Raw genomic sequence first — 19,761 nt, 5'->3', positions numbered from 1 at the left:
TCGAAATTAAGTTATTCCTTAATTTTCTTTACAAAGCTCCGTATTAAATATGTCTAACATGCGTAGGTATCTGAGAGCCATGGTTATCATTTAATGGGCTCTAAATACTGGTTGCTTCCTTATATCATTTACCAAAGAGAAGCGCGTTTTCTATAGTAGTTTTACCGATTAATTATCAGTAACTAAACATTTTTAATCATTTATGCGTTATAATTCGGTCACAAGAATTATTCTTGTGACTCTTTATATTATCAAAAAAAAAAGCAACAGCAAATAGGTTTAGCAAGAATGAATGATGTACAATATCAGATTATTAAAGCCGACGATGAAGGGCAACGGCTTGATAATTATTTAATAAAAACCTTAAAAGGTGTTCCTAAAAGTCACATTTATCGTATTATCCGAGGTGGAGAAGTGCGAGTTAACAAAAAACGAGCCCAGCCTTCATTAAAATTAGTGCAAGGTGATTCAATTCGTATTCCACCAATTCGTGTTACAAATCAAGGGACTATATTTGTAGGTAATCAACTTGAGCAGCAGCTAAAAGAAGCTATTGTCTTTGAAGATAATGGGCTTTTAGTACTTAATAAGCCAGCTGGTATTGCGGTTCATGGAGGAAGTGGTTTGAGCCTTGGTGTAATTGAAGCATTAAGAAAGCTACGCAGCGATTTAAGCTATCTTGAGCTTGTGCATCGTCTCGATCGTGATACATCTGGTTGTTTATTAATTGCTAAAAAAAGAAGCGTTTTACGAGCAATTCAAGAGGCTTTAGTAAAGCATGAAGTAACTAAAATCTATTGGGCTTTACTTACTCATCAATGGGAAGGCAATGATCAACAAATAGTAAGGGCTAATCTTTGCAAGAATACGCTAAAATCTGGGGAGCGTATTGTTACGGTTGATGAGCAGGGCAAACCTTCACAAACCTCATTTAAGTTAATGGAAAATTTTGAGCATGCCTGTTGGGTAGAGGTGACTCCTAAAACGGGTCGTACTCATCAAATAAGGGTTCATAGTGCTTTTTTAGGTCATCCAATTATTGGTGATGATAAATATGGTAAACCCCTAATAAATCAAAGTATGATTAAAGGTAAATTAAGGCTTTATTTGCATGCTAGAGCAATTCAATTTACTCTAAATGGCAAGTTGCATCGCTTTGAGGCAAAATTAGATGATCGTTTTACGCAAACTATAGAACAATTGCGTGTCGGAGTTTAATAAGTTATGAGTAAGCAATATCGCTTAGTAGTATTTGACTGGGAAGGCACATTAAGTGATACCTTAGGTCAAGTACTTGATTGTATTGCTAGTGAAGCTAAGTACCTAAATTACGGTGAACTAGATCAAAAACTAGCCCGGCAATTTGCTGAATTAGGACTAGTAAACGCAATAAGGAAGTTATTCCCTCAATTAAATTCGACAGAGCAGGAGTACTTATTAAAAGCTGTACAACATGCTTTAATTAATCACCCTTATGCTGTTTATTTAATGCCGGGCTCCAAAGAGTTTATAGAGTACCTCTATCAAAAAGGCATTTACTTGGCAATTGCCAGTAACAAAGGTCAAAATAGTCTTAATCGAGCCTTACAAAATTCAGGTTTAGATTCATTTTTTAAGGTGATTCGTTGTGCAGGACAGTTACCGCCTAAGCCTTGCCCACAAATGCTTGAAGAAATTTTATTAGAATTTAATATAGATGTTAATGAAGCAGTGATGATAGGAGATTCAGTTTGCGATATAGAAATGGCTAAAACAATAGGTATGGATGCAATTGGAGTAAATTTTTATAACCAACAACATTCTAATTTGCTTCTTGCAAAAGGGGCTTTAGCTGTTTTTAGTAGTTATTCACAATTAGCTCAATATTTAAATATAACAAGTGATTAATATTCGCTATTATTAGGAACAAGAAATTATATGGCTTAATGCCCTTACACCTACGCTGTCATCATCCTATTTACTGAATAGTTGTTTAGAGTAAAACAGTGTAACTTAAAGTTTAATAGAGATTTCTTTGGAAACTCGCTACAGAGTGCAGTGCGAGAAGGCACGGAATACAAAACCGGCGTGTACACATTAGTACATGACGATTTAAGCACTGTATCGACGAAGCAATGCGCCTCTGTAATAGAGTTTCCGAAGAAGTTTAATGATTAAAGTTATTTTACGCTTTAACAGTAGTCAGCTTATTTGCAATAGTTAATGCTAAAGATCTAAGCGATCTTTAAGAAAGGAGAGGTGCCGTGAATCCGCTAACCAGCTTACCAAATATTTTAACGTTGATACGTATTATTTTAATTCCTATTTTTATTATAGTTTTTTACCTACCTTTTCCTTGGGCCCATGGTTTAGCGGCTATTATATTTGCTTTTGCGAGCTTTACAGATTGGCTTGATGGTTATTTCGCCCGTAAATTAAAGATGATTTCGCCATTCGGCGCCTTTCTTGATCCAGTTGCAGATAAATTACTAATTGCTTGTACACTCTTATTGCTAGTAGGCGCTAAAGATATTAATTATATTACGCTTCCTGCAATTATTATTGTTGGTCGCGAAATTGTTATTTCGGCTCTACGAGAATGGATGGCTGAGATAGGTAGGCGGGCTAGTGTAACAGTTAGCTATATAGGTAAAGTAAAAACGACCGTTCAGATGGTTGCTTTAGTATTGTTAGTTGCGTTTGATCCGGCTCTATCTTGGTGGGGCGTTTTAGGTTTTGTTTCACTTTATGTAGCCGCAATTTTAACAATTTGGTCAATGGTAATTTACTTGACAATTGCCTGGCCGGAATTAACAAAAAAAAGTGAAGTTACTTATTGACAGTGTTAGAGATTTCGGTAGAATGCAACCCGTAGTGACGCGGGAATAGCTCAGTTGGTAGAGCACAACCTTGCCAAGGTTGGGGTCGCGAGTTCGAGTCTCGTTTCCCGCTCCAAATTTAAGCGACAGCTACGGTCGCTTTTTTTTTAATCGGCCTTGATATTTGGCTGTGTGGCAGAGTGGTTATGCAGCGGCCTGCAAAGCCGTGTACGCCGGTTCGATTCCGGCCTCAGCCTTCAAACCTGCCCAGGTGGCGAAACAGGTAGACGCAAGGGACTTAAAATCCCTCGGAGGTTAAACTCCGTGCCGGTTCGACTCCGGCCCTGGGCACCAATTTATTGGCTTTTCATAACGTTCTTAAAGAGCAGCTTTATTTATTATAAAGTTAATAAAATATTATATTTTGATAAGTAATATATAAATGCTCAATGTCTCTAAATCAGGCCACGTATAGTATATTCGAGCGAAATTATAATACTATGTATTCCTAATGTTACCCTCTTAGGCGCTTAATAGTACTTAAGGCCCAGTATTGATTAACGTGTCATTATAACTAAAAATTGAAATTTCTCCGATTAAGTGTTAAATATTAATACAATCGGCGTTATTTTTGTTGTTTGTGAGGGCTTATTATAATTTTGAGCAAAAAATTGTAAAAATTTAGCGCTTTTTAGTTACTTTTTGCCAAGTTAAAGCCTACTCTTAAAATAAGGGATATTTGGAGTTTTATGAAATACTGTTAAAAATTAACTCGATTGACGTCATAGAGTAATTTCCCTAAAGAGGACCGTTAAGATGGCTGACTATAAAAGTGACCTTAAATTTAATATGATAACTAACTATAGGAGTGTCCCTAAATTTGATAAACTAGAGCAGCTTATTAAAAATATGCCAGATGATGAAACTCCTCCTTTAGATTTAGCCCATCTTCTCTCTGAATCCAAATACAGAGATATTACAACAGATCAAGTTATTAAATTACTACAAAGTATTCCTTCACATGTGACTGTTTTAGACTTAAGTCATCTATTTTTTAGATATGAATTAAGTGGGCCACAGGCCATTGAAATATTACGTAATATTCCATCTCACGTGACTTCGCTAGACTTAAGTTACAATCATTTGAGAAAAATGGTTGGCTCACAACCTAAAAAATTAATGGAACTCCTTGAAGTTATACCAGAGACTGTTCAGTTTGTTGATATAAGATATAATAATTTACTTAAGGTAAGCTCACGCAGAGAGTTAATTGGGCTTTTAAGTGTTTTAGCGCATTTGAGTAAGCACAAAAAGCTTGAAATAGCGGATTCTGAATTTCAAAAAAATAATTTAAAAATATTATTACCTGAAGAAGCAATAAATAATGAGCAGAAGAAGCTTATTATTGCAGCTGCTAAAAAGGGCATTCAAGCTTTTTGTGAGTATCAAAAAAACAAGACCAGTAAAATTTTTACGTTATTTCAAGAAAATACGAAAATTGAAAGAGCAAAATTATTAGAAGCTTATTTGGATAGAAGTATGAATTCTATACTTGATCCGCGTATTATAATTAATGAATACTTAAATGATCCAGAGACAACGTTTAAATTAAATAGCTTAGCAGCTTTTCTCTTAAGGGAATTATTACCAATTCCAGGTTTAACTTGGTTAGATAACTTGAAAGAGCACTTTCCAATAGAGCAGGAAAATAATAATTATCAATTTACAGAGCAAGGTGGTTAGGCACTGCCGCAGTCTGCAATGACCATCATGGTAGCATTTTCAATGAAAAGTTAATTTACAAGAAATAAGCTAATTTGAATAATATAATTTTATTAGTTGGCCTGAAACTAATTACTCGTTACGTGCAGAGCGACTCATTAAATTACTTACGGCTTGTGCGGGAGTAATATCATTTTTAAGTAAAGATTCAACTTGAAAACAAATTGGCATTTCAACTTGTAACTGGCGTGCCAAGGTACATACTTGTGTCGCGTTATATTTTCCTTCAACAACTTGACCTATTGCTTTCTCTGCTGCGTCAACACTTATACCTTGACCGAGCTGTAGACCAAAACGGCGATTGCGTGATTGGTTATCAGTACACGTTAAAACTAAATCGCCAACGCCAGCCAAACCCTGAAAAGTTTCTTCACGAGCCCCTAAATGCTTCCCTAACCGGCTCATTTCTGCAAGCCCACGTGTAATAAGCGCGGCTTTTGTATTGGCTCCAAATCCTAAACCGTCACTGATACCACACGCAATAGCTAAAATATTTTTAACAGCACCGCAAAGCTGAACGCCAATAATATCTGTACTAAGATAAACTCGTAGATTTTGTTGATGCAGTAAGCTTTGTAATTTCTGTTGAAAATCTAAATTGTTACCTGCCAAGGTAACAGCTGTAGGAAGGAAATGAGCAACCTCCTTTGCAAAAGAAGGACCTGAAATAACGGCAATAGGGTAGTCTTGGCCCCATCGTTTAGCCACTAAATCACTAAGTAAATAATTAGTAGTAGGATCTAAGCCTTTTGTTAACCAAGCAAGGCCATGAATAGGTTTATCTAGTTTATTTAGTAGCTCACAAAAAGCGTGAGAAGGTACCGCAGCAATAATGAACGATGCTTTCTTTAAACAGATAGCTAAATCAGCTGTAGGTGAAATTAAGTCAGAAAAAGAAACGCCAGGCAGGTAACGTTTATTCTGCCTTAGTCGTTGCATTTCTGCTATATGCTCTGGGGAATGTGCCCATAACATAACTGGATTGCCATAATGAGCTAAGTGAATTGCTATCGCAGTTCCCCATGAGCCAGCTCCCAAAATGGCAATCGTATTCTTTTTCATTTTAAATTTAGGCTTAGTGAGCCGATGTTGTCTCTTGATCGCGCTTCTGTTCTAGTTGTTGCGCATAAAGAGCATCAAAATTAATTGGCGCTAAAACTAACTGTGGGAAACTACCACGAATCACTTCCGAAGTAATTGCTTCACGTGCATAAGGAAAAAGAATATTAGGACAGAAGCTACCTAATAAATGATCCAATTGAGGGCCGACAGCGCCTTGAATAGTAAAGATACCTGCTTGTTTAACTTCTGCTAAAAAGGCAGTGGCACCTTGATTTTTAACAGTTGCTGTTAAAGTTAATACCACTTCATAAACATCTTTTTCTAAGACATTATGCGCAGTGTTTATATCAAGAGTAAGCTCTGGTTCCCATTTTTGTTGAAAAACACCGGGGGTACCTGGCGCTTCAAAAGAGGAATCTTTAACATACACTCGCTGAATCATAAATTGTGCTTCTGCATTTTGTTCAGGTGAAGCTACTTGGTCATTCATAGTGATATTTCCTAATCTTTTAAAAGTTGATCTAATTGGCCTTTGCTCTCAAGAGCATATAAATCATCACAGCCACCTATGGATTGATCGTTAATGAAAATTTGAGGAACGGTTCGTCTTCCGCTCTTAGCCATCATTTCTTCCCTTTTTTCAGGCTCTTCATCAACGCGAATTTCTTGATAAGAAACGCCCTTACTATCAAGAAGTTGTTTAGCACGCATGCAGTAAGGACAGTATGAAGTGCTATACATGATTACATTTGCCATTTTATTTTCCTTTTACTAGCGGTAAATCTGCATTTTGCCAGGCGTTAATGCCACCAGAAAGTATCATAGGTTGTGTAAAACCTTGCTGACGTAATTTAGCAGCTAGCGCTTTTGATTCTAAGCCCTGGGCACAAACTAAAATAATCGGTTTCGTCTTATATTTATCCATTTGCTTACTATTGAAACTTTCTGGCGCTGCACGAACTGCATTAACAATATGGCCTTTACGGTAATTTTCTTCGTCCCGTAAGTCAATGACTACAGCATCATTTTCATTGATATGTTTAACTGCCATTTGTGGACTAACTCCTTGCCCTTGCCTTTTTTGTTCTAGTAATTCATTAATAAAAATAGCAATAAGGACTATTAACAAAAGCACCCATAATAACCAATGATTAATAATAAAATGACCTAACTGTGCCATATTAAACTCAATACAATAAAGATAGTCGCAGATTATGCTAAGAATAGAACTGCAACGCAAGCTTCAAATGTAATGGATTATAATTAAAGTTTGTAACACTAGCTAATTAACGTGAGTACGACATGAAAGAGACGAAGGCTCTTTCATGTCGCTAAACGAACGTTATCCCGTAAAATGCGAAGCGTTTTGTAAAAAATCCAAATTAAATATAAATAAATTTATTCTACTTAACATTATAGCCTGCTCATTAATCTTAATAATTAGAAGTACCACTGCGCGCCATTTCTTGTAAGCGACGTATTCGTTCAGCAGTTACAGGATGGGTTGAAAATAATTCAGCAATCCGTTCACCACTTAAAGGATTTACAATAAACATATGGGCAGTATTAGGATGTTGCTCAGCTTCAGTAAATTGACCTTGCTGTTTAGCAAGCTCTAATTTCCCTAATGCACTAGCTAACCATAGTGGTTGGCCACATAGTTTTGCGCCAGCAGCATCTGCCTCATATTCTCGTGAGCGAGAGACAGCCATCTGAATTAAGCCTGCTGCCAGCGGTGCAAGTATCATCATAGCAAGGGCTGCAATGGGATTAGGACGTTCTTCATTACTTGAATGGCTTAGCATGGACGTCCACATAAACATATTTGCAATACTACCGATAGCCCCCGCTAAGGTTGCAGAAATGACATTAATTAGAGTATCGCGGTTTAGGACATGTGATAGTTCATGAGCTAAAACACCGGTTAGCTCCTCAGTTGTCATTCTACTTAATAGTCCTGAAGTAACAGCAATACTGGCATGTTCAGGATTGCGTCCTGTTGCAAAGGCATTCGGTGTGGGATTATCAATATAATAAACTTTAGGCATAGGAGTATTAGCTCTTTGCGCTAAATCAGCAACAATTTTATAAATTGGATGGCTCTCGTTTAAGGGTTCTGCATTAAACATGCGCAAAACAATTTTGTCTGAATACCAATAGGCACTAAAATTCATAATAAGAGCAAAAATAAAGGCAATCATAAGACCACCTTTACCTCCTAATAAATTACCAATTACTAATAATAATGCTGTTAAGCTTGCTAATAATATAAATGTTCTAACATTATTCATAGTTGTACTTTAGTTGTTAACTTAGTAATTAAGTATAGGTCTTATTAATAAATTTCAAGCTTAGTCCTCATAAATATGAGTAATCTCAGATAAAGGCTTACCTACTGTTCCTGATGGGAATTTTATTTTTAGAATAGCGGCTAAAGTTGGTGCAATATCTGTTGTGAACACAGGCCTTGTTACTTGCTGTTTTTTAAAAAGTGGATTAGCAAATAATAAAGGTACATAGGTATCATATTGCCAGGGCGTTCCATGATTAACACGTACAGCACGACTTGCTAGAGATTGATAAGGTGGTGGTACAATATATACATCACCAGAGCGCTTGGGCGATGCCATTTTATCCACTTTTTTACTCAACCAATTTTTTTCAATACCAGCGATGGGTAAAGGGTAAGCTTGAAAGATTCCAGGTTGTTGTCTTAAAACATCAGCAAGCGTCGTACTTATTTGCTGTATAGATAATTTATTTTCGTTAATAATTTCATGATTTAAATACAGGTAGGGTGGTGCAAAGGATTCCAGCGTCGTTGCTGGTAAATTGAAGCGCTCTTTTAAAACTGTTTCAATGACGTTGCGTACCTCATTTTTCTTTAACGGTAAGACTTGATCAAAATGACGAGATGCTAGATAAATTGGTGAATCTGAAACACCATGATCAGCTGAAAGAATAATGAGCGTATTACGTAAACCAACTTGTTTATCAATGGCTTTTAGAAATTTAGCTAATGTATGATCAAGACGAAGTAGATTATCTTCTGACTCTAAACTATTGGGGCCAAATTGATGACCAATAGCATCAGTGGCTGAAAAGCTAATACCAATGTAATCGGTTTGATTATTTGATGATCCTAATTTTTCTTGCTGAATAAGTTTTAAAGCGAAATCAGCTGTTAATTCATCTGCATAAGGCGTCATGGACAAATATTTATAATACAGCTTATGATTATCTGAGCCTAAGTGATGAGGAAAAGTTTGACCAAAACCAGTAAAACGATTTTTAAAAAGCGGCGTACTTGCAAAGCGATAATATTGGCGTTGTTTACTTAAGTCCCAGTCTTCAAAATTATTTCTATAATTTCGATTCCAATCTTCTACCCAAGTAGGGTATTGAGTATAATAATAATTACTTGTAATAAAACCTCCATGTTCTTTGTCAAACCAAAACGCTTTGCCGACATGTCCTGCAAGCGTAATAGAGGCTCTATCTTTTAAAGACACGGCGAAAGCCCGCCCTTTTTGGGCAAGGACAATTTCATCACTAATAGTAGACATTTGTAAATTACGAGGCGAGCGTCCAGCTAACGCTACTTTTGTTCTGGCTGTAGGGAGAATAAAAGTTGTTAAATCTTCCACACAATAGGTGTAGGCTTTTGTTTGTCGATCAAACCAATCATTTGCAACAATCCCATGTAAGGAAGGATAGCTACCCGTTGCAATGGTGGCATGGCCAACGCAGGTAACTGTATTAGCATGTGGATGATGAGCATTACTAAAATCAATACTACTCTTTAAAAGATAATTAAATCCAAGGGACTCAAATTGAGTTTGATATTGATGAAGTAAATCACCACGTAATTGATCAATTACAATTTGAACAATAAGTTTGGGAGGAGACGTTTGTGCAAAAACTGTATTAAAGCAGACAGTTAAAAAGAAAAAAACTAGTCTCTTCATTATTACCTCAAATTTTATGGTTAAAAAAATAGACTTATTCCAAAACTCTACTACAAACGCGCATTGCTTCGTTGATACGGTGCTCAAATTCTCATGTACTCATGTTTACATTCTAGTTCGGCGCTCCGTGTCTTCTCGCGCTGCATTCTCTGTAGCGAGCTTCCAAAGAAGTCTAATGGATAATTCCTATTATTAACCTGTGTTCACTCTATAAGTAGTTTGTTTCAAAGACCGCTATATTATACAAAATTAAGTGATGGCTTAACATGCTAAGGAAGATTATCTCTAAGGTAAATAGTAAAGATTTAAATAAGTTATTTTTAATATACAAAATAGTTATTTAAAAAACAAATTTTGATGATTGTAATAAATATTTAACATAAAATCAGTAGGTTACAATTTGGTAAGATAGTATAAACAAAATGCATGACGAAATCTTTTAATTGGTTTACACTGGGTAAGTGAGCTGAATCTCACGTGATATTTTTATGGAGTTTAAGGAGAAAGGAAATGAGTTTCGATGTAAAACCTCTTTCGGATATAAAAAGGATACTGCTTAATGAGACGGTGAATTTATTAAAATACCATCAACTTATTGACGCAGATTATACCCACTCATCAGACAAACCAGACGCAACTTTATTTAAAGCAATTAGTAAGCTAGATAAACCTCGTAATACCCAAGTTGAATTTTTATGGAAATTACTTGATGATCTTGATACGTCTACAACACTAGGATTTTCTAAAGACACTTTAACTGATAACAAAAGAGCGAGATGTTTCACTGGTATAGCGCTTGCTATTCTCGATCAAATTTCTAAAACGTATACCTTCCGTGATCCAAGTGCCAGTAATTTATATAATGGGTTGCGACGTGCAGTTGGTCTCATTCTCGAAAGTGAAAAAGATACTGAAGTGAAGTTGGATAATGCAAGTAAACTATCCCTGGTTGGCTATGCGCATAAGTATCTAATGCCTTATATTTATGAAAATGCTTCTTTAGAATATGTACGTGAAGAAACGCCATTCTCAAGTATTAAGAAATTGGATTTGCATGAATTGTTTAACACAGTGATTGATCTTAATCATAACACTTCATTAGAGGCTCACAAAAGTGCAAAAGAAAATACTGAAGTAAGAGCTGAGCAGAAAGTTCAACACGCTAAAGAAAAAGCTAAGGTAGAACAGCACTCAAAGAGTATTTTTAGAATGTTTAGTGGGTCTGTACCTGAAAATCCATCTACCACCACTCCTACTACTAACCCGTCATCAAAAAAGGGTGAAAAGGATGAAGTAGTAGAGACTAAGGTAACTTCAACGATGTAATTAATAAACACTACCTTCGGGTAGTGTTTAATTGAATTAGCCTATCTTATTTATTGCTGAATAATAGGATAATTATGTTGTATCCAATCAATAATACCACCATTGACAGAATATACATGTTTATAACCCATTTCTTGCAATTTTTGGGCAGCATCGAATGAACGTATACCTGCTTTGCAATGTAAATAAATAGGCTGTTCTAAATCAGGTACATGAGTTGCAATGCTATTAATAAGTTCATCTTTAGGCAGATGAATGGCATTTGGAATATGCACTTCCTGCCATTCCTCAGATGTTCTAACATCAATAAGGCAAAGCTTTACATTATGATCAAGTAGACGTTTTAATTCATGAACATCAATAGTTTGTATCGGTTGATTAGTCATAAAAATTCTCTTAGTGAAGGCCGAGTTAATGTCGAATGATGAATAAACCAATAAATAGCAGCAGTAACAATTCCACCAATTAAAGTAGCAAAAGCCCAACTGGGAGCTGAAACTAAAGCTAACCTTTGGCCAGTTTTGGTTAAACTACCTGCATCTCTAGCTACTGCACCGGCAAATATGACATGTAATAGAGCATTAATAAGCAATAAAAGGTAGTTGAAATTTATAATTTGGTTACTAAACTGCTGCGCTAATTCATTTAACATTTTCTTTTTATCCAATTTAGATTCATGAAGGGTAACAAGCTTCCTTAATTAAATAGTTTGTTTGTTGTGATTGACGCCATGATAACAAAACAATAGCAATAATTATGCAGGCAATTGCAATCATTTGAGATTGGGTAGGAATTTCATGAAAAATAATAAACCCCCAAAATAGACCCGTTAAAGCAACTGCGCCACCCGTTAAACTATAAAATACCGGACCTGCAAAATTTATGAGCTTAAAGAAAAGAATATATCCTAACGTAGATAATATAATCTCTAATAAAATAGCTTGTTTAGGTAGCGTCATGGGCGGCATAAGAGAATAAAAGGCATGTTGTTTACAAATGACAGGTATAAGCATGAAAGTGGCGGTAATTAACATACCGCAGGCTGCAGAAAGTGCATCAACAGATTTTGGTTGGTAAATACTTATAAAAATAGAACAAATAGCAAAGGCTAGAGGGCTTATCAAAGCAATGACTGCCCAATGTGTTGTAAGGCCTGCATTGGCTGGTGATAAGATAAGTAAAATACCGAATACGCCCAAAAATACCGCGGTAATGCGTCCTAAATCGAATCGCTCCTGTCTAAAAATTAAAGCTAAGGGATAAACGAGGAGCGGCACAATATTAACTAGCACAGCTAATAAACCTGCTGGAATATGAGGAGCAATAAAATACATATTAGTATTAGGAACAGCGATACCTAATAGACCGCATGCATAATAATAAGGCCAATAAGAAAATTGAAAAAGTGCTTTTCTTTTTTTAAAAAGACATAATAAAGTCAGTAAAAAGGCAGGTCCTGCGGATTGCCAGAAAGCATAACCAAGAGGTGAGACCTGATTTAACATAGCATAGCGAGCTAAGCTATAACCTGACCCCCAAATAAAGCCTAAAAGAAGAAGAAGTAATAAAGCTTTCCCTGCTTGTAGTACATTTAGTTGTTTTCTCATTTAACTTACTTCTAGATGAACAATAAACTTGGAGTATAAGTAGTTGTGACTAATTAAGCAAAATTCAGTTTTAAACTGATAAAGCTATAGAATGGCATATGATTGGTTAACTTAAATTAAACTAAAAGTGAGTCTGTTAGTTTTCAATATTAAACTCACTGCTAACGTCATTTGGTAAATCAAAATCCTCTACTAAAGTATTCGGATCGACACTATTTCTTCTGAAAAACTTATCAGTACTATTGGCAGATAACTTAAGCAAGGAAATAGTTTTAGGTTGTTTTTCTATTATACCTAGCTCTTTACCGTAATTTGCTTTAACCTCTGATCTGGTTTCATGAAGAGCCCGTTTGCCAAGTTGTGTTACATTTCGGTTACTATTTAAATCGGCAAATTGTATATAGGTATTGCAAGCTAAGGCTTTAGCACTATTATCATCAAGTTTATTGCCTTGCAGGGTTATTGTATTAATTTTTGTGTTATGTCTGCAAAATTCTAATACCCCAACAGGGCTAATATTATTGTAATTTATCGTTAAGTGACGCACCGTACTATTAAGTTGACTGAAAGCTATTAAGCCTGCATCGCCAACATCGTTTAAATTAAAATTAAGAGTGGTTACTTTATTATTGTACTTAGCAAAGAGTTTTAGAGATTCTGGCCCACCCTGGTTAAAGCTAAGATCCACATCAGTGATCGAATCATTATGTATAGCAAAGTTTTCTATACCAGCTTTACCAAGATAATTATTACTTAAATTCAAAGTTGTTACTTTAATTTTCTCTTCTCTTAATGCTCTAACTAAGTTCTTTGCGCCTATGGGGCCTAAATTGTTACGGCTTAAATCTAAACTGGTAATGTTGGGATGGCTTTTAAGAAAAGTAATAAGATCTGTTATATCATCCGCGCTGACATCTTTTCCAGATAAATTTAGCTCTGTACTTCCTGGCGTATATAATGCATTAAAATCAACCATGCTAACACCCTGAGATAAATCTCATATTTATATGCTTTAGCTATTAATCTAGTTGGATATTTAAAACTAAAACACGAATTAAGTATTACGTTAAATCATATGTTGCTATATTTAAACAAATAGGTAAATTATTTACTAAGTAAAGTTATTGAAAAATTGATGGAAATGAGATGGAAATAGCAAAGAGGGACTCTTAGAAAAATTGTTTATTCACAGTTATTTAATATTCTAACCCTTTTCTAATACCTTTTTCATCGTTATCCTATATTCTTTTAATCAAACGAGCTCTTGTTAACCAATTGTTCTATCTCAATGACAAGTGAGAGAATCATGCTTTCTGATACTATTCCAGTTCCACATTTAACGACAGTAAATTTTGGGCCTCTTTATCATATAGAAAAAGTTATTTTGAGCCAGGTAGCAACCATAGAATCTTGGTTTAGACAAAGATGGCAAGAAACACCGCCGCCACTTACCTCTTCAGTTGATTTACGCCATGCTGGGTTTAAATTAGCACCAGTAGATACTAATTTATTTCCCGCAGGTTTTAATAATCTTAACCCAGATTTTCTGCCACTTTGTGTACAAGCAATGCAATCTGTTTTATTTGATTATTTGCCTAACTGTAAACGCATTCTTTTACTACCAGAAAGTCACACGCGTAATCAATTTTATTTAAAAAGTCTAAATGTATTAAGAGATATTTTAGTTAAAGCAGGTTTTATTGTTCGTATTGGTAGTCTTAATCCTGAAATAATAATGCCACAAGAAATGACTACTGAAGATGGAGAATTGTTATTAGTTGAGCCACTAATTCGAGAGGGTAATAAAGTAAAATTAGAGGATTTTGAACCTTGTATTATTGTGCTTAATAATGATTTATCAACTGGAATACCACCTATTTTACAAGGGATACAACAACGAATTCGCCCAACCGCGCAGTTAGGATGGTTTAATCGTTTAAAGTCAACTCATTTTAGTTTTTTTGATCAAGTTGCTAGCGAGTTTGCTGAATTAGTTAATCTAGATCAATGGCTAATTAATCCTTATTTTAAGGCCGTTAATAATGTTGATTTCATGGCACAAGAAGGGCTTAATGAATTAGCTGAAGAGGCTAGTAAATTATTCTTGTTAGTTAAAGAAAAATATGAATATTATGGTATTAAGGAAGAACCTTTCTTGGCTATTAAAGCAGATAATGGTACCTATGGCATGAGTGTAATGATGATTCATGATGCAGAGGAATTGCGACAATTAAACCGTAAACAACGAACGCGTATGGCGGCAAGTAAAGGCAGTCAGAAAGTCAGTAGAGTGATCGTTCAAGAAGGGATTTATTCTTTTGAAACAATGGCAAATGGCTCTGTTGCTGAGCCTGTAGTTTATATGATAGGTCAATTTGTCGTCGGAGGATTTTATCGTGTGCATCAAGGTCGTGGGACCAATGAAAACTTAAATGCACCAGGCATGCATTTTGAACCCCTAGCATTTAAACAACCTTGTAATATGCCTCGTTATGACAGGGATCCTCTTGATTGCCCCAATCGTTTTTATGCCTATGGCGTCATTGCTCGATTAGCGGCACTTGCAGCGGCGCGAGAAATTGCTGCTATTGGAGGTGAATAATGAAATTAGCAGTGTTAATGGATCCACTGCATTTAATTAAGCCTTATAAGGATACAACTATCGCTATGTTAAAGAGTGCCCAACACTTGGGTTGGACTTGCGCTTATTTTACTCCCATAGATATTAGTTGTCGTGCAGGACAAGCCTATGCACAGATGAATACTATTTTCATTATTGATGAGAATAAAACACCATGGGCTGAGACAAAAGCCATAGGTGAGCTTCCTTTAAGCGATTTTGATATTATTCTAATGCGTAAAGACCCCCCATTTGATTTAGAATATATTTATAATACTTACGCATTAGAACTGGCTGAACGTGCAGGCGTTTTGGTTGCGAATAAACCTCAAAGTTTGCGTGATGCCAATGAGAAATTTTTTACACTTAACTTTCAAGCATGTTGCCCACCTACATTAGTATCTAAAAATATAAGCAATCTACGTAAATTTTGGCAAGAGCATCAAAATGTTATTTATAAACCGCTAGAAGGAATGGGTGGGCAAGCTATTTTTCATGTTGATGAGAAGGGTGATAATTTATCTGTTATTTTAGAAGTATTAACTCGCCAGCAGACATTAAGTATTATGGCACAGCAGTATATCTCTGAGATAAAAACATCAGGTGATAAGAGAATTATTGTTATCAATGGTGAGCCAGTTCCTTATGCTTTAGCACGTATACCAGTTAAAGGTGAGCTACGTGGTAATTTGGCAGCTGGGGGACAGGGGAAGGTTGTGCCTATTAGTGAGCGTGATCGTTTCATATGCCAACAACTTGCACCAACATTAAAAAAAATGGGACTCTATTTTGTTGGTATTGACGTTATTGGTGATTATCTTACCGAAATTAATGTTACCAGCCCTACATGCGCGAAAGAGATAATGGCTGAAACAGGTATTGATATTACGGGCAATTATTTAAAATTTTTAGAAACACAGGTTTTAAACGCGAATTCTAAATAGAACTCGCGTTTTAAGTAAAGCCTAATTGCCGCCATGCTTCAAACAAGATAATTGCTACAGCATTAGATAAATTTAAACTACGGCTATTTTCATGCATAGGAATACGGATTGCTAGGTAGCGCTCAAGCATGGTCTTTGGTAAGCCGCGTGTTTCTGGCCCAAATAGTAAAAGATCTTCATCTTGATATGTTATCGTATGATAATTTTGGCTACCTTTGGTAGAGCAAGCCAAAATCCGCCGCTCTTTATTTTGCTCGATAAAAATTTCTTCACTATCATAATGAATTATATTTGCCCACTCGTGATAATCTAGGCCCGCTCGCCGCATACGTTTATCATCAAGTGTAAAACCTAGCGGATGAATTAAATGAAGCTTAGCGCCACTGTTGGCACATAGGCGAATAATATTACCAGTATTAGGAGGAATCTCTGGTTGATATAAAGCAATATGTAGCATTAAATTACTTCTTTAAAATTAGCAGGTCAAATAATTACATGACCTACTTAAAAGGCTCAAAGTGACTTATTTTAGCGTAAAATCACTATAAAAAAATAGGCCAGAGTGCTTATAAGAATGCTCCCTTTATTAACTTTCTAAAATAGACTTCTTTCCAAACTGCCATTGAGGGCTCATCTCGGCCAAAAAAGGTCTTCAAAAAAGCTTATTTCTATGTAGATGGGGATGCTCATGTACTTAATATACACTGCGTTTTTTTAGTCCTTTTTTTGACTGACCTTGCCTCATCACTGACGGTGTGAAAAGAAGCCTAATATAGTTAAGTCTTTATTAGCTTGCTGACTTTTTAGGAATAGTAATTACTTTATCCTTGGAATTAATTGCTTGCTCAACCGACTGTGTAGCAGGAATATCAATAGTATTTCTAGCCGATTTAGCTGCTGCCTGATTAGCTAAATTACCCGATATCTCATCAATTTTTTTATCTTTTATGACTTTTTCTGAGCTTTCGTCATCAATATAATCACTGCCTGCTTCTTGATCTTCATCGTCAACATAATCTGCGCCTGCCTCTCCTTCATCTTCATCATCACCATCGACATACAATTCATCGGTATCAGAATCATTTGTAGCGAGCTCGCCTGTAATGCGGTAATTGCGATTTTGTAAATATGCATCTCTTAAGAAGGTATATTTATCAAGTGCTTCTTCAAGCACACGCTCCTTATCTAAATATTGTGCTCGTAAATCGATATAGCGTAAGCCTAATAAGCTATAAAGGATGATATAGTTATCAAAGCTTATATAAGAGTATGGCGTTAAAAAATAGTCTCCTAGCATACCTGCACCATCACGAATAGTACTCGGACCTAAGAAGGGAATAACTAAATAAGCTGATTTTTTATGTCCCCATTTCGCTAAAGTAAGGCCTAAATCATTACTGTGAGAAGGTAAGCCAAAATCGTTAGCAACATCAAATAAGCCGCCAATACCAAAAGTAGAATTAATAAAGAAGCGCCATGTATCTTTAAGTGCATAATTAAAATCAGCCTGTAAAAGATCATTGGCAACTGTAGGTATCATATTAATATTGTTATAAAAATTATTAACGCTTGCTCGAACTGGGGCAGGAACAACGGCTGTATAAAGCTTAGCTGGTGGTTTTAGCATAGTTGCATCAAAAGCCATATTAAAATTATGAACTTTTCGATTAAGTGGTTCATAAGGATCATCTGGATTAGTTCCGGTATGAATGCAACTAGACAAAAATAGGGAGCTTAGTACAGCGGTTAGCTTTACATTTAAGCGCATGATAATTTTTCTTTTTTTTAAGAATTAATTTGATGTTACACCACTTTAATAGACTTGCAAACTGTAGCAATTAATCATATCAAATGAAGCTGTTATAGCCTTTGTTACTCAGCTTTAGATAAGGCGTGATTAATTAAAGATTAGCAGGCGAAACTATATCAAAATTCCATAACGAATGTAACAGGGCCATCATTACATAAATGAACTTGCATATCGGCACCAAATTCACCAAAAGCGACTGGATTATACATTTCTGTTGCTAATACAGTTAATCGCTCAAATAGTTGCTTGCCTTGTAATGGTGAAGCTGCTTTAGAGAAACTTGGACGCAAGCCTGAACTAGTTTCCGCGAGCAAAGTAAACTGTGGTACAAGTAATAAACCGCCTTGCACTTGGGAGATATTTAAATTCATTTTCCCTTCAGAGTCATCAAATATACGATACTTTAAGCATTTAGTTAGCATTGCATGAAGTGTTTTTTCTGAATCTAAAGGGGCAAAGCCACACAAAATTAATAAACCATGGTTTATTTTAGCAATAGTTGTTTGATTAACATCAACTTGGGCATGTTTAACACGTTGGATAACAATTAACATAAGTCTTTATTCTTATAAGCAATGTGCTTGGTGGCTGTAATAATAGCATCAATGATACCCATTTCATGATAAGAGTGGCCTGCTTCCCTAACGATACTTAATTCAGATAAAGGCATAGCTTGATGTAACACGCAAGCGTTAGTTAAAGGGCATACCATATCATAACGTCCATGAATTAGGTAAGCTGCAATATACTTTATTTTATCAATATGGTTTAAAATTTGATTGTTGTTAAGAAAATAATCATTATTTAAGTAATAAGTTTGTAGGGTTGCTAACGCAAGTGCAAAGTGAGGTTCTGTTTGTTCTTCAATAAGACTGGGGTGGACCTGTAAACAACTGCAACGAGCCTGCCAGAGAGCCCAACTTTTAGCGGCAGCCATGCGTGCTACCTCATTATCTCCTTGTAGGCAATTAGCATAATATTGAATAATTTTTTCGCCCTTATTGGATGAGGCTAACTCACAAAAGCCTTTCCAATAATCAGGATAAACATTATTAGCGCCATTGCTATAAAACCAGCTAATTTCTTGCTGACTTCCTAAAAAAACACATTGTAATATTAAACTACTAACTTGAGAGGCATATTGCTGAGTATATAAAAGGGCAAGTAAGCTGCCCCAGCCAATACCAAAAAGTATAATGCGATCTAATTGCAAAAAATTACGTATCGTTTCAATATCTGAAATTAATTGCTCAGTAGTATTATTTTCAATAGTAGCATGAGGCACAGACCGGCCGCAGCCTCGCTGATCAAAAATTATAATTCGATAAAGTTCGGGGTCAAAAAAGCGACGTAGAGTAGAATCACCTCCTGCTCCCGGGCCGGGATGCAAGATTATTACCGGAATTCCATTGGGATTACCTACTTCCTCAACATAGAGTATATGTGGCGCACCCACGGGTAATTCGTGGCAAGCATAGGGCTTAATAACAGGATAAAGATTTTGCATAATATTCTCTTATATTGAATAAAGGTAAAAAATTTCTTTTATTTGACCAAAAATTTAAAAGCTATTAAGGCTCCACCCATATTCCTAAGTCCACCAACGTTCTTAATACGCCACTAAATTCTCTAATAGTTCATCAGCTTCCATGATTTATCCAGGGATCCAGTCATCTATCTCACTGTTTCCCTGGCCAAGTAAAGGTTAAAAAGCGCCTACCTAATAATTCTTCAATTTTTACTCAAAAATTGTCATTTTAAATTAAATTTTTAAGCTCCTTGAATATCTATAGTCTATGTTTAATAAATAAACATATAAACTAATATTAGATTAATTTACAATT

The 19,761-nt window shown here is 35.6% G+C and carries 19 protein-coding genes, 3 tRNA genes and 2 pseudogenes; 10 read left to right on the top strand and 14 right to left on the bottom strand.

What is annotated here, in order from left to right; translation table 11 throughout:
* Nucleotides 1–288: 288 nt before the first annotated feature.
* The 7 genes and pseudogenes from DYH30_RS11755 to DYH30_RS11725 all read left to right on the top strand — a co-directional run bounded on the left by DYH30_RS11755 (nt 289) and on the right by DYH30_RS11725 (nt 4,541).
* Nucleotides 289–1,232: pseudogene (locus DYH30_RS11755) on the top strand (RluA family pseudouridine synthase).
* Complete coding sequence (locus tag DYH30_RS11750; RefSeq protein WP_115331840.1) at nt 1,225–1,887, top strand: HAD family hydrolase; 663 nt, start codon at nt 1,225–1,227, stop codon at nt 1,885–1,887. The pseudogene DYH30_RS11755 and the gene DYH30_RS11750 overlap by 8 nt, the downstream one beginning before the upstream one ends.
* A gap of 356 nt (nt 1,888–2,243) precedes the next feature.
* Nucleotides 2,244–2,819, top strand: coding sequence for a CDP-diacylglycerol--glycerol-3-phosphate 3-phosphatidyltransferase (gene pgsA / locus DYH30_RS11745; protein ID WP_115331839.1), 576 nt, complete (start codon nt 2,244–2,246; stop codon nt 2,817–2,819).
* Nucleotides 2,820–2,858: 39 nt separating this feature from the next.
* Nucleotides 2,859–2,934: transfer RNA gene (locus DYH30_RS11740), tRNA-Gly, on the top strand.
* Nucleotides 2,935–2,984: 50 nt separating this feature from the next.
* Nucleotides 2,985–3,055: transfer RNA gene (locus DYH30_RS11735), tRNA-Cys, on the top strand.
* Between the two features lie 8 nt (nt 3,056–3,063).
* Nucleotides 3,064–3,152 (top strand) — tRNA-Leu (locus DYH30_RS11730).
* A gap of 462 nt (nt 3,153–3,614) precedes the next feature.
* The gene (locus DYH30_RS11725) at nt 3,615–4,541 is read left to right on the top strand and encodes a hypothetical protein (protein ID WP_115331838.1); all 927 of its coding nucleotides are present in this window, start codon (nt 3,615–3,617) and stop codon (nt 4,539–4,541) included.
* Nucleotides 4,542–4,652: 111 nt separating this feature from the next.
* On the opposite strand, the gene DYH30_RS11720 is transcribed toward DYH30_RS11725, so the two are convergent.
* The 6 genes from DYH30_RS11720 to DYH30_RS11695 form a co-directional block, all read right to left on the bottom strand.
* Entirely contained in the window at nt 4,653–5,642 is a 990-nt protein-coding gene (locus tag DYH30_RS11720; protein ID WP_115331837.1) for an NAD(P)H-dependent glycerol-3-phosphate dehydrogenase, read from the bottom strand.
* A gap of 13 nt (nt 5,643–5,655) precedes the next feature.
* Nucleotides 5,656–6,132: a protein-export chaperone SecB gene (secB, locus tag DYH30_RS11715; RefSeq protein WP_115331836.1), complete on the bottom strand. Its 477-nt coding sequence runs from the start codon at nt 6,130–6,132 to the stop codon at nt 5,656–5,658.
* 11 nt (nt 6,133–6,143) lie between these two features.
* Complete coding sequence (grxC, locus tag DYH30_RS11710; RefSeq protein WP_115331835.1) at nt 6,144–6,398, bottom strand: glutaredoxin 3; 255 nt, start codon at nt 6,396–6,398, stop codon at nt 6,144–6,146.
* A gap of 1 nt (nt 6,399) precedes the next feature.
* Nucleotides 6,400–6,822 carry a rhodanese-like domain-containing protein gene (locus DYH30_RS11705; protein WP_115331834.1) on the bottom strand — a complete coding sequence of 141 codons (423 nt, stop codon included), beginning with the start codon at nt 6,820–6,822 and terminating at the stop codon, nt 6,400–6,402.
* A gap of 253 nt (nt 6,823–7,075) precedes the next feature.
* Nucleotides 7,076–7,933 (bottom strand): zinc metalloprotease HtpX, encoded by an 858-nt coding sequence (gene htpX / locus DYH30_RS11700; RefSeq protein WP_115331833.1) that lies wholly within the window; start codon nt 7,931–7,933, stop codon nt 7,076–7,078.
* Nucleotides 7,934–7,993: 60 nt separating this feature from the next.
* Nucleotides 7,994–9,610: an alkaline phosphatase family protein gene (locus DYH30_RS11695; RefSeq protein ID WP_115331832.1), complete on the bottom strand. Its 1,617-nt coding sequence runs from the start codon at nt 9,608–9,610 to the stop codon at nt 7,994–7,996.
* A gap of 510 nt (nt 9,611–10,120) precedes the next feature.
* Between DYH30_RS11695 and DYH30_RS11690 the strand changes: the two genes are divergently transcribed.
* Nucleotides 10,121–10,936: a GIY-YIG nuclease family protein gene (locus DYH30_RS11690; protein WP_115331831.1), complete on the top strand. Its 816-nt coding sequence runs from the start codon at nt 10,121–10,123 to the stop codon at nt 10,934–10,936.
* A gap of 50 nt (nt 10,937–10,986) precedes the next feature.
* Here DYH30_RS11690 and DYH30_RS11685 read toward each other — a convergent pair whose 3' ends face one another.
* The 4 genes from DYH30_RS11685 to DYH30_RS11670 form a co-directional block, all read right to left on the bottom strand.
* Complete coding sequence (locus tag DYH30_RS11685) at nt 10,987–11,322, bottom strand: rhodanese-like domain-containing protein (RefSeq protein WP_115331830.1); 336 nt, start codon at nt 11,320–11,322, stop codon at nt 10,987–10,989.
* On the bottom strand, nt 11,319–11,588 hold the full coding sequence (locus DYH30_RS11680; RefSeq protein ID WP_115331829.1) for a hypothetical protein: 270 nt from the start codon (nt 11,586–11,588) through the stop codon (nt 11,319–11,321). The genes DYH30_RS11685 and DYH30_RS11680 overlap by 4 nt, the downstream gene beginning before the upstream one ends.
* Before the next feature lie 22 nt (nt 11,589–11,610).
* Complete coding sequence (locus tag DYH30_RS11675) at nt 11,611–12,543, bottom strand: DMT family transporter (protein WP_115331828.1); 933 nt, start codon at nt 12,541–12,543, stop codon at nt 11,611–11,613.
* Between the two features lie 136 nt (nt 12,544–12,679).
* A complete protein-coding gene (locus DYH30_RS11670) occupies nt 12,680–13,519 on the bottom strand; it encodes a leucine-rich repeat domain-containing protein (RefSeq protein WP_115331827.1) in 840 nt (279 codons plus the stop codon).
* Between the two features lie 330 nt (nt 13,520–13,849).
* Between DYH30_RS11670 and gshA the strand changes: the two genes are divergently transcribed.
* Nucleotides 13,850–15,145, top strand: coding sequence for a glutamate--cysteine ligase (gene gshA, locus DYH30_RS11665; protein WP_115331826.1), 1,296 nt, complete (start codon nt 13,850–13,852; stop codon nt 15,143–15,145).
* Nucleotides 15,145–16,107, top strand: coding sequence for a glutathione synthase (gene gshB / locus DYH30_RS11660; RefSeq protein ID WP_115331825.1), 963 nt, complete (start codon nt 15,145–15,147; stop codon nt 16,105–16,107). The genes gshA and gshB overlap by 1 nt, the downstream gene beginning before the upstream one ends.
* A 10-nt stretch (nt 16,108–16,117) precedes the next feature.
* Here the strand turns inward: gshB and trmL are convergent, their stop codons facing one another.
* The 4 genes and pseudogenes from trmL to pip form a co-directional block, all read right to left on the bottom strand.
* Nucleotides 16,118–16,564 carry a tRNA (uridine(34)/cytosine(34)/5-carboxymethylaminomethyluridine(34)-2'-O)-methyltransferase TrmL gene (gene trmL, locus DYH30_RS11655; RefSeq protein WP_115331824.1) on the bottom strand — a complete coding sequence of 149 codons (447 nt, stop codon included), beginning with the start codon at nt 16,562–16,564 and terminating at the stop codon, nt 16,118–16,120.
* Between the two features lie 510 nt (nt 16,565–17,074).
* Nucleotides 17,075–17,875 (bottom strand): annotated as a pseudogene (locus DYH30_RS11650) (MlaA family lipoprotein); the annotation flags it as partial.
* 158 nt (nt 17,876–18,033) lie between these two features.
* Complete coding sequence (gene dtd, locus DYH30_RS11645) at nt 18,034–18,471, bottom strand: D-aminoacyl-tRNA deacylase (RefSeq protein WP_115331822.1); 438 nt, start codon at nt 18,469–18,471, stop codon at nt 18,034–18,036.
* Nucleotides 18,465–19,424: a prolyl aminopeptidase gene (pip, locus tag DYH30_RS11640; RefSeq protein WP_115331821.1), complete on the bottom strand. Its 960-nt coding sequence runs from the start codon at nt 19,422–19,424 to the stop codon at nt 18,465–18,467. The genes dtd and pip overlap by 7 nt, the downstream gene beginning before the upstream one ends.
* Between the last annotated feature and the right edge of the window lie 337 nt (nt 19,425–19,761).

This window comes from Legionella busanensis, from assembly GCF_900461525.1.
Lineage (GTDB): Bacteria > Pseudomonadota > Gammaproteobacteria > Legionellales > Legionellaceae > Legionella_C > Legionella_C busanensis.
This window is presented reverse-complemented; position numbering and strand designations above follow the sequence as displayed.

What these genes read in the sequence shown, in the direction of transcription:
- DYH30_RS11750 (WP_115331840.1), top strand. Translation starts at nt 1,225, where the DNA reads ATGAGTAAGCAATATCGCTTAGTAGTATTTGACTGGGAAGGCACATTA.
- DYH30_RS11725 (WP_115331838.1), top strand. Translation starts at nt 3,615, where the DNA reads ATGGCTGACTATAAAAGTGACCTTAAATTTAATATGATAACTAACTAT.
- DYH30_RS11720 (WP_115331837.1), bottom strand. Translation starts at nt 5,642, where the DNA reads ATGAAAAAGAATACGATTGCCATTTTGGGAGCTGGCTCATGGGGAACT.
- secB (WP_115331836.1), bottom strand. Translation starts at nt 6,132, where the DNA reads ATGAATGACCAAGTAGCTTCACCTGAACAAAATGCAGAAGCACAATTT.
- grxC (WP_115331835.1), bottom strand. Translation starts at nt 6,398, where the DNA reads ATGGCAAATGTAATCATGTATAGCACTTCATACTGTCCTTACTGCATG.
- DYH30_RS11705 (WP_115331834.1), bottom strand. Translation starts at nt 6,822, where the DNA reads ATGGCACAGTTAGGTCATTTTATTATTAATCATTGGTTATTATGGGTG.
- htpX (WP_115331833.1), bottom strand. Translation starts at nt 7,933, where the DNA reads ATGAATAATGTTAGAACATTTATATTATTAGCAAGCTTAACAGCATTA.
- DYH30_RS11695 (WP_115331832.1), bottom strand. Translation starts at nt 9,610, where the DNA reads ATGAAGAGACTAGTTTTTTTCTTTTTAACTGTCTGCTTTAATACAGTT.
- DYH30_RS11690 (WP_115331831.1), top strand. Translation starts at nt 10,121, where the DNA reads ATGAGTTTCGATGTAAAACCTCTTTCGGATATAAAAAGGATACTGCTT.
- DYH30_RS11685 (WP_115331830.1), bottom strand. Translation starts at nt 11,322, where the DNA reads ATGACTAATCAACCGATACAAACTATTGATGTTCATGAATTAAAACGT.
- DYH30_RS11680 (WP_115331829.1), bottom strand. Translation starts at nt 11,588, where the DNA reads ATGTTAAATGAATTAGCGCAGCAGTTTAGTAACCAAATTATAAATTTC.
- DYH30_RS11675 (WP_115331828.1), bottom strand. Translation starts at nt 12,543, where the DNA reads ATGAGAAAACAACTAAATGTACTACAAGCAGGGAAAGCTTTATTACTT.
- DYH30_RS11670 (WP_115331827.1), bottom strand. Translation starts at nt 13,519, where the DNA reads ATGGTTGATTTTAATGCATTATATACGCCAGGAAGTACAGAGCTAAAT.
- gshA (WP_115331826.1), top strand. Translation starts at nt 13,850, where the DNA reads ATGCTTTCTGATACTATTCCAGTTCCACATTTAACGACAGTAAATTTT.
- gshB (WP_115331825.1), top strand. Translation starts at nt 15,145, where the DNA reads ATGAAATTAGCAGTGTTAATGGATCCACTGCATTTAATTAAGCCTTAT.
- trmL (WP_115331824.1), bottom strand. Translation starts at nt 16,564, where the DNA reads ATGCTACATATTGCTTTATATCAACCAGAGATTCCTCCTAATACTGGT.
- dtd (WP_115331822.1), bottom strand. Translation starts at nt 18,471, where the DNA reads ATGTTAATTGTTATCCAACGTGTTAAACATGCCCAAGTTGATGTTAAT.
- pip (WP_115331821.1), bottom strand. Translation starts at nt 19,424, where the DNA reads ATGCAAAATCTTTATCCTGTTATTAAGCCCTATGCTTGCCACGAATTA.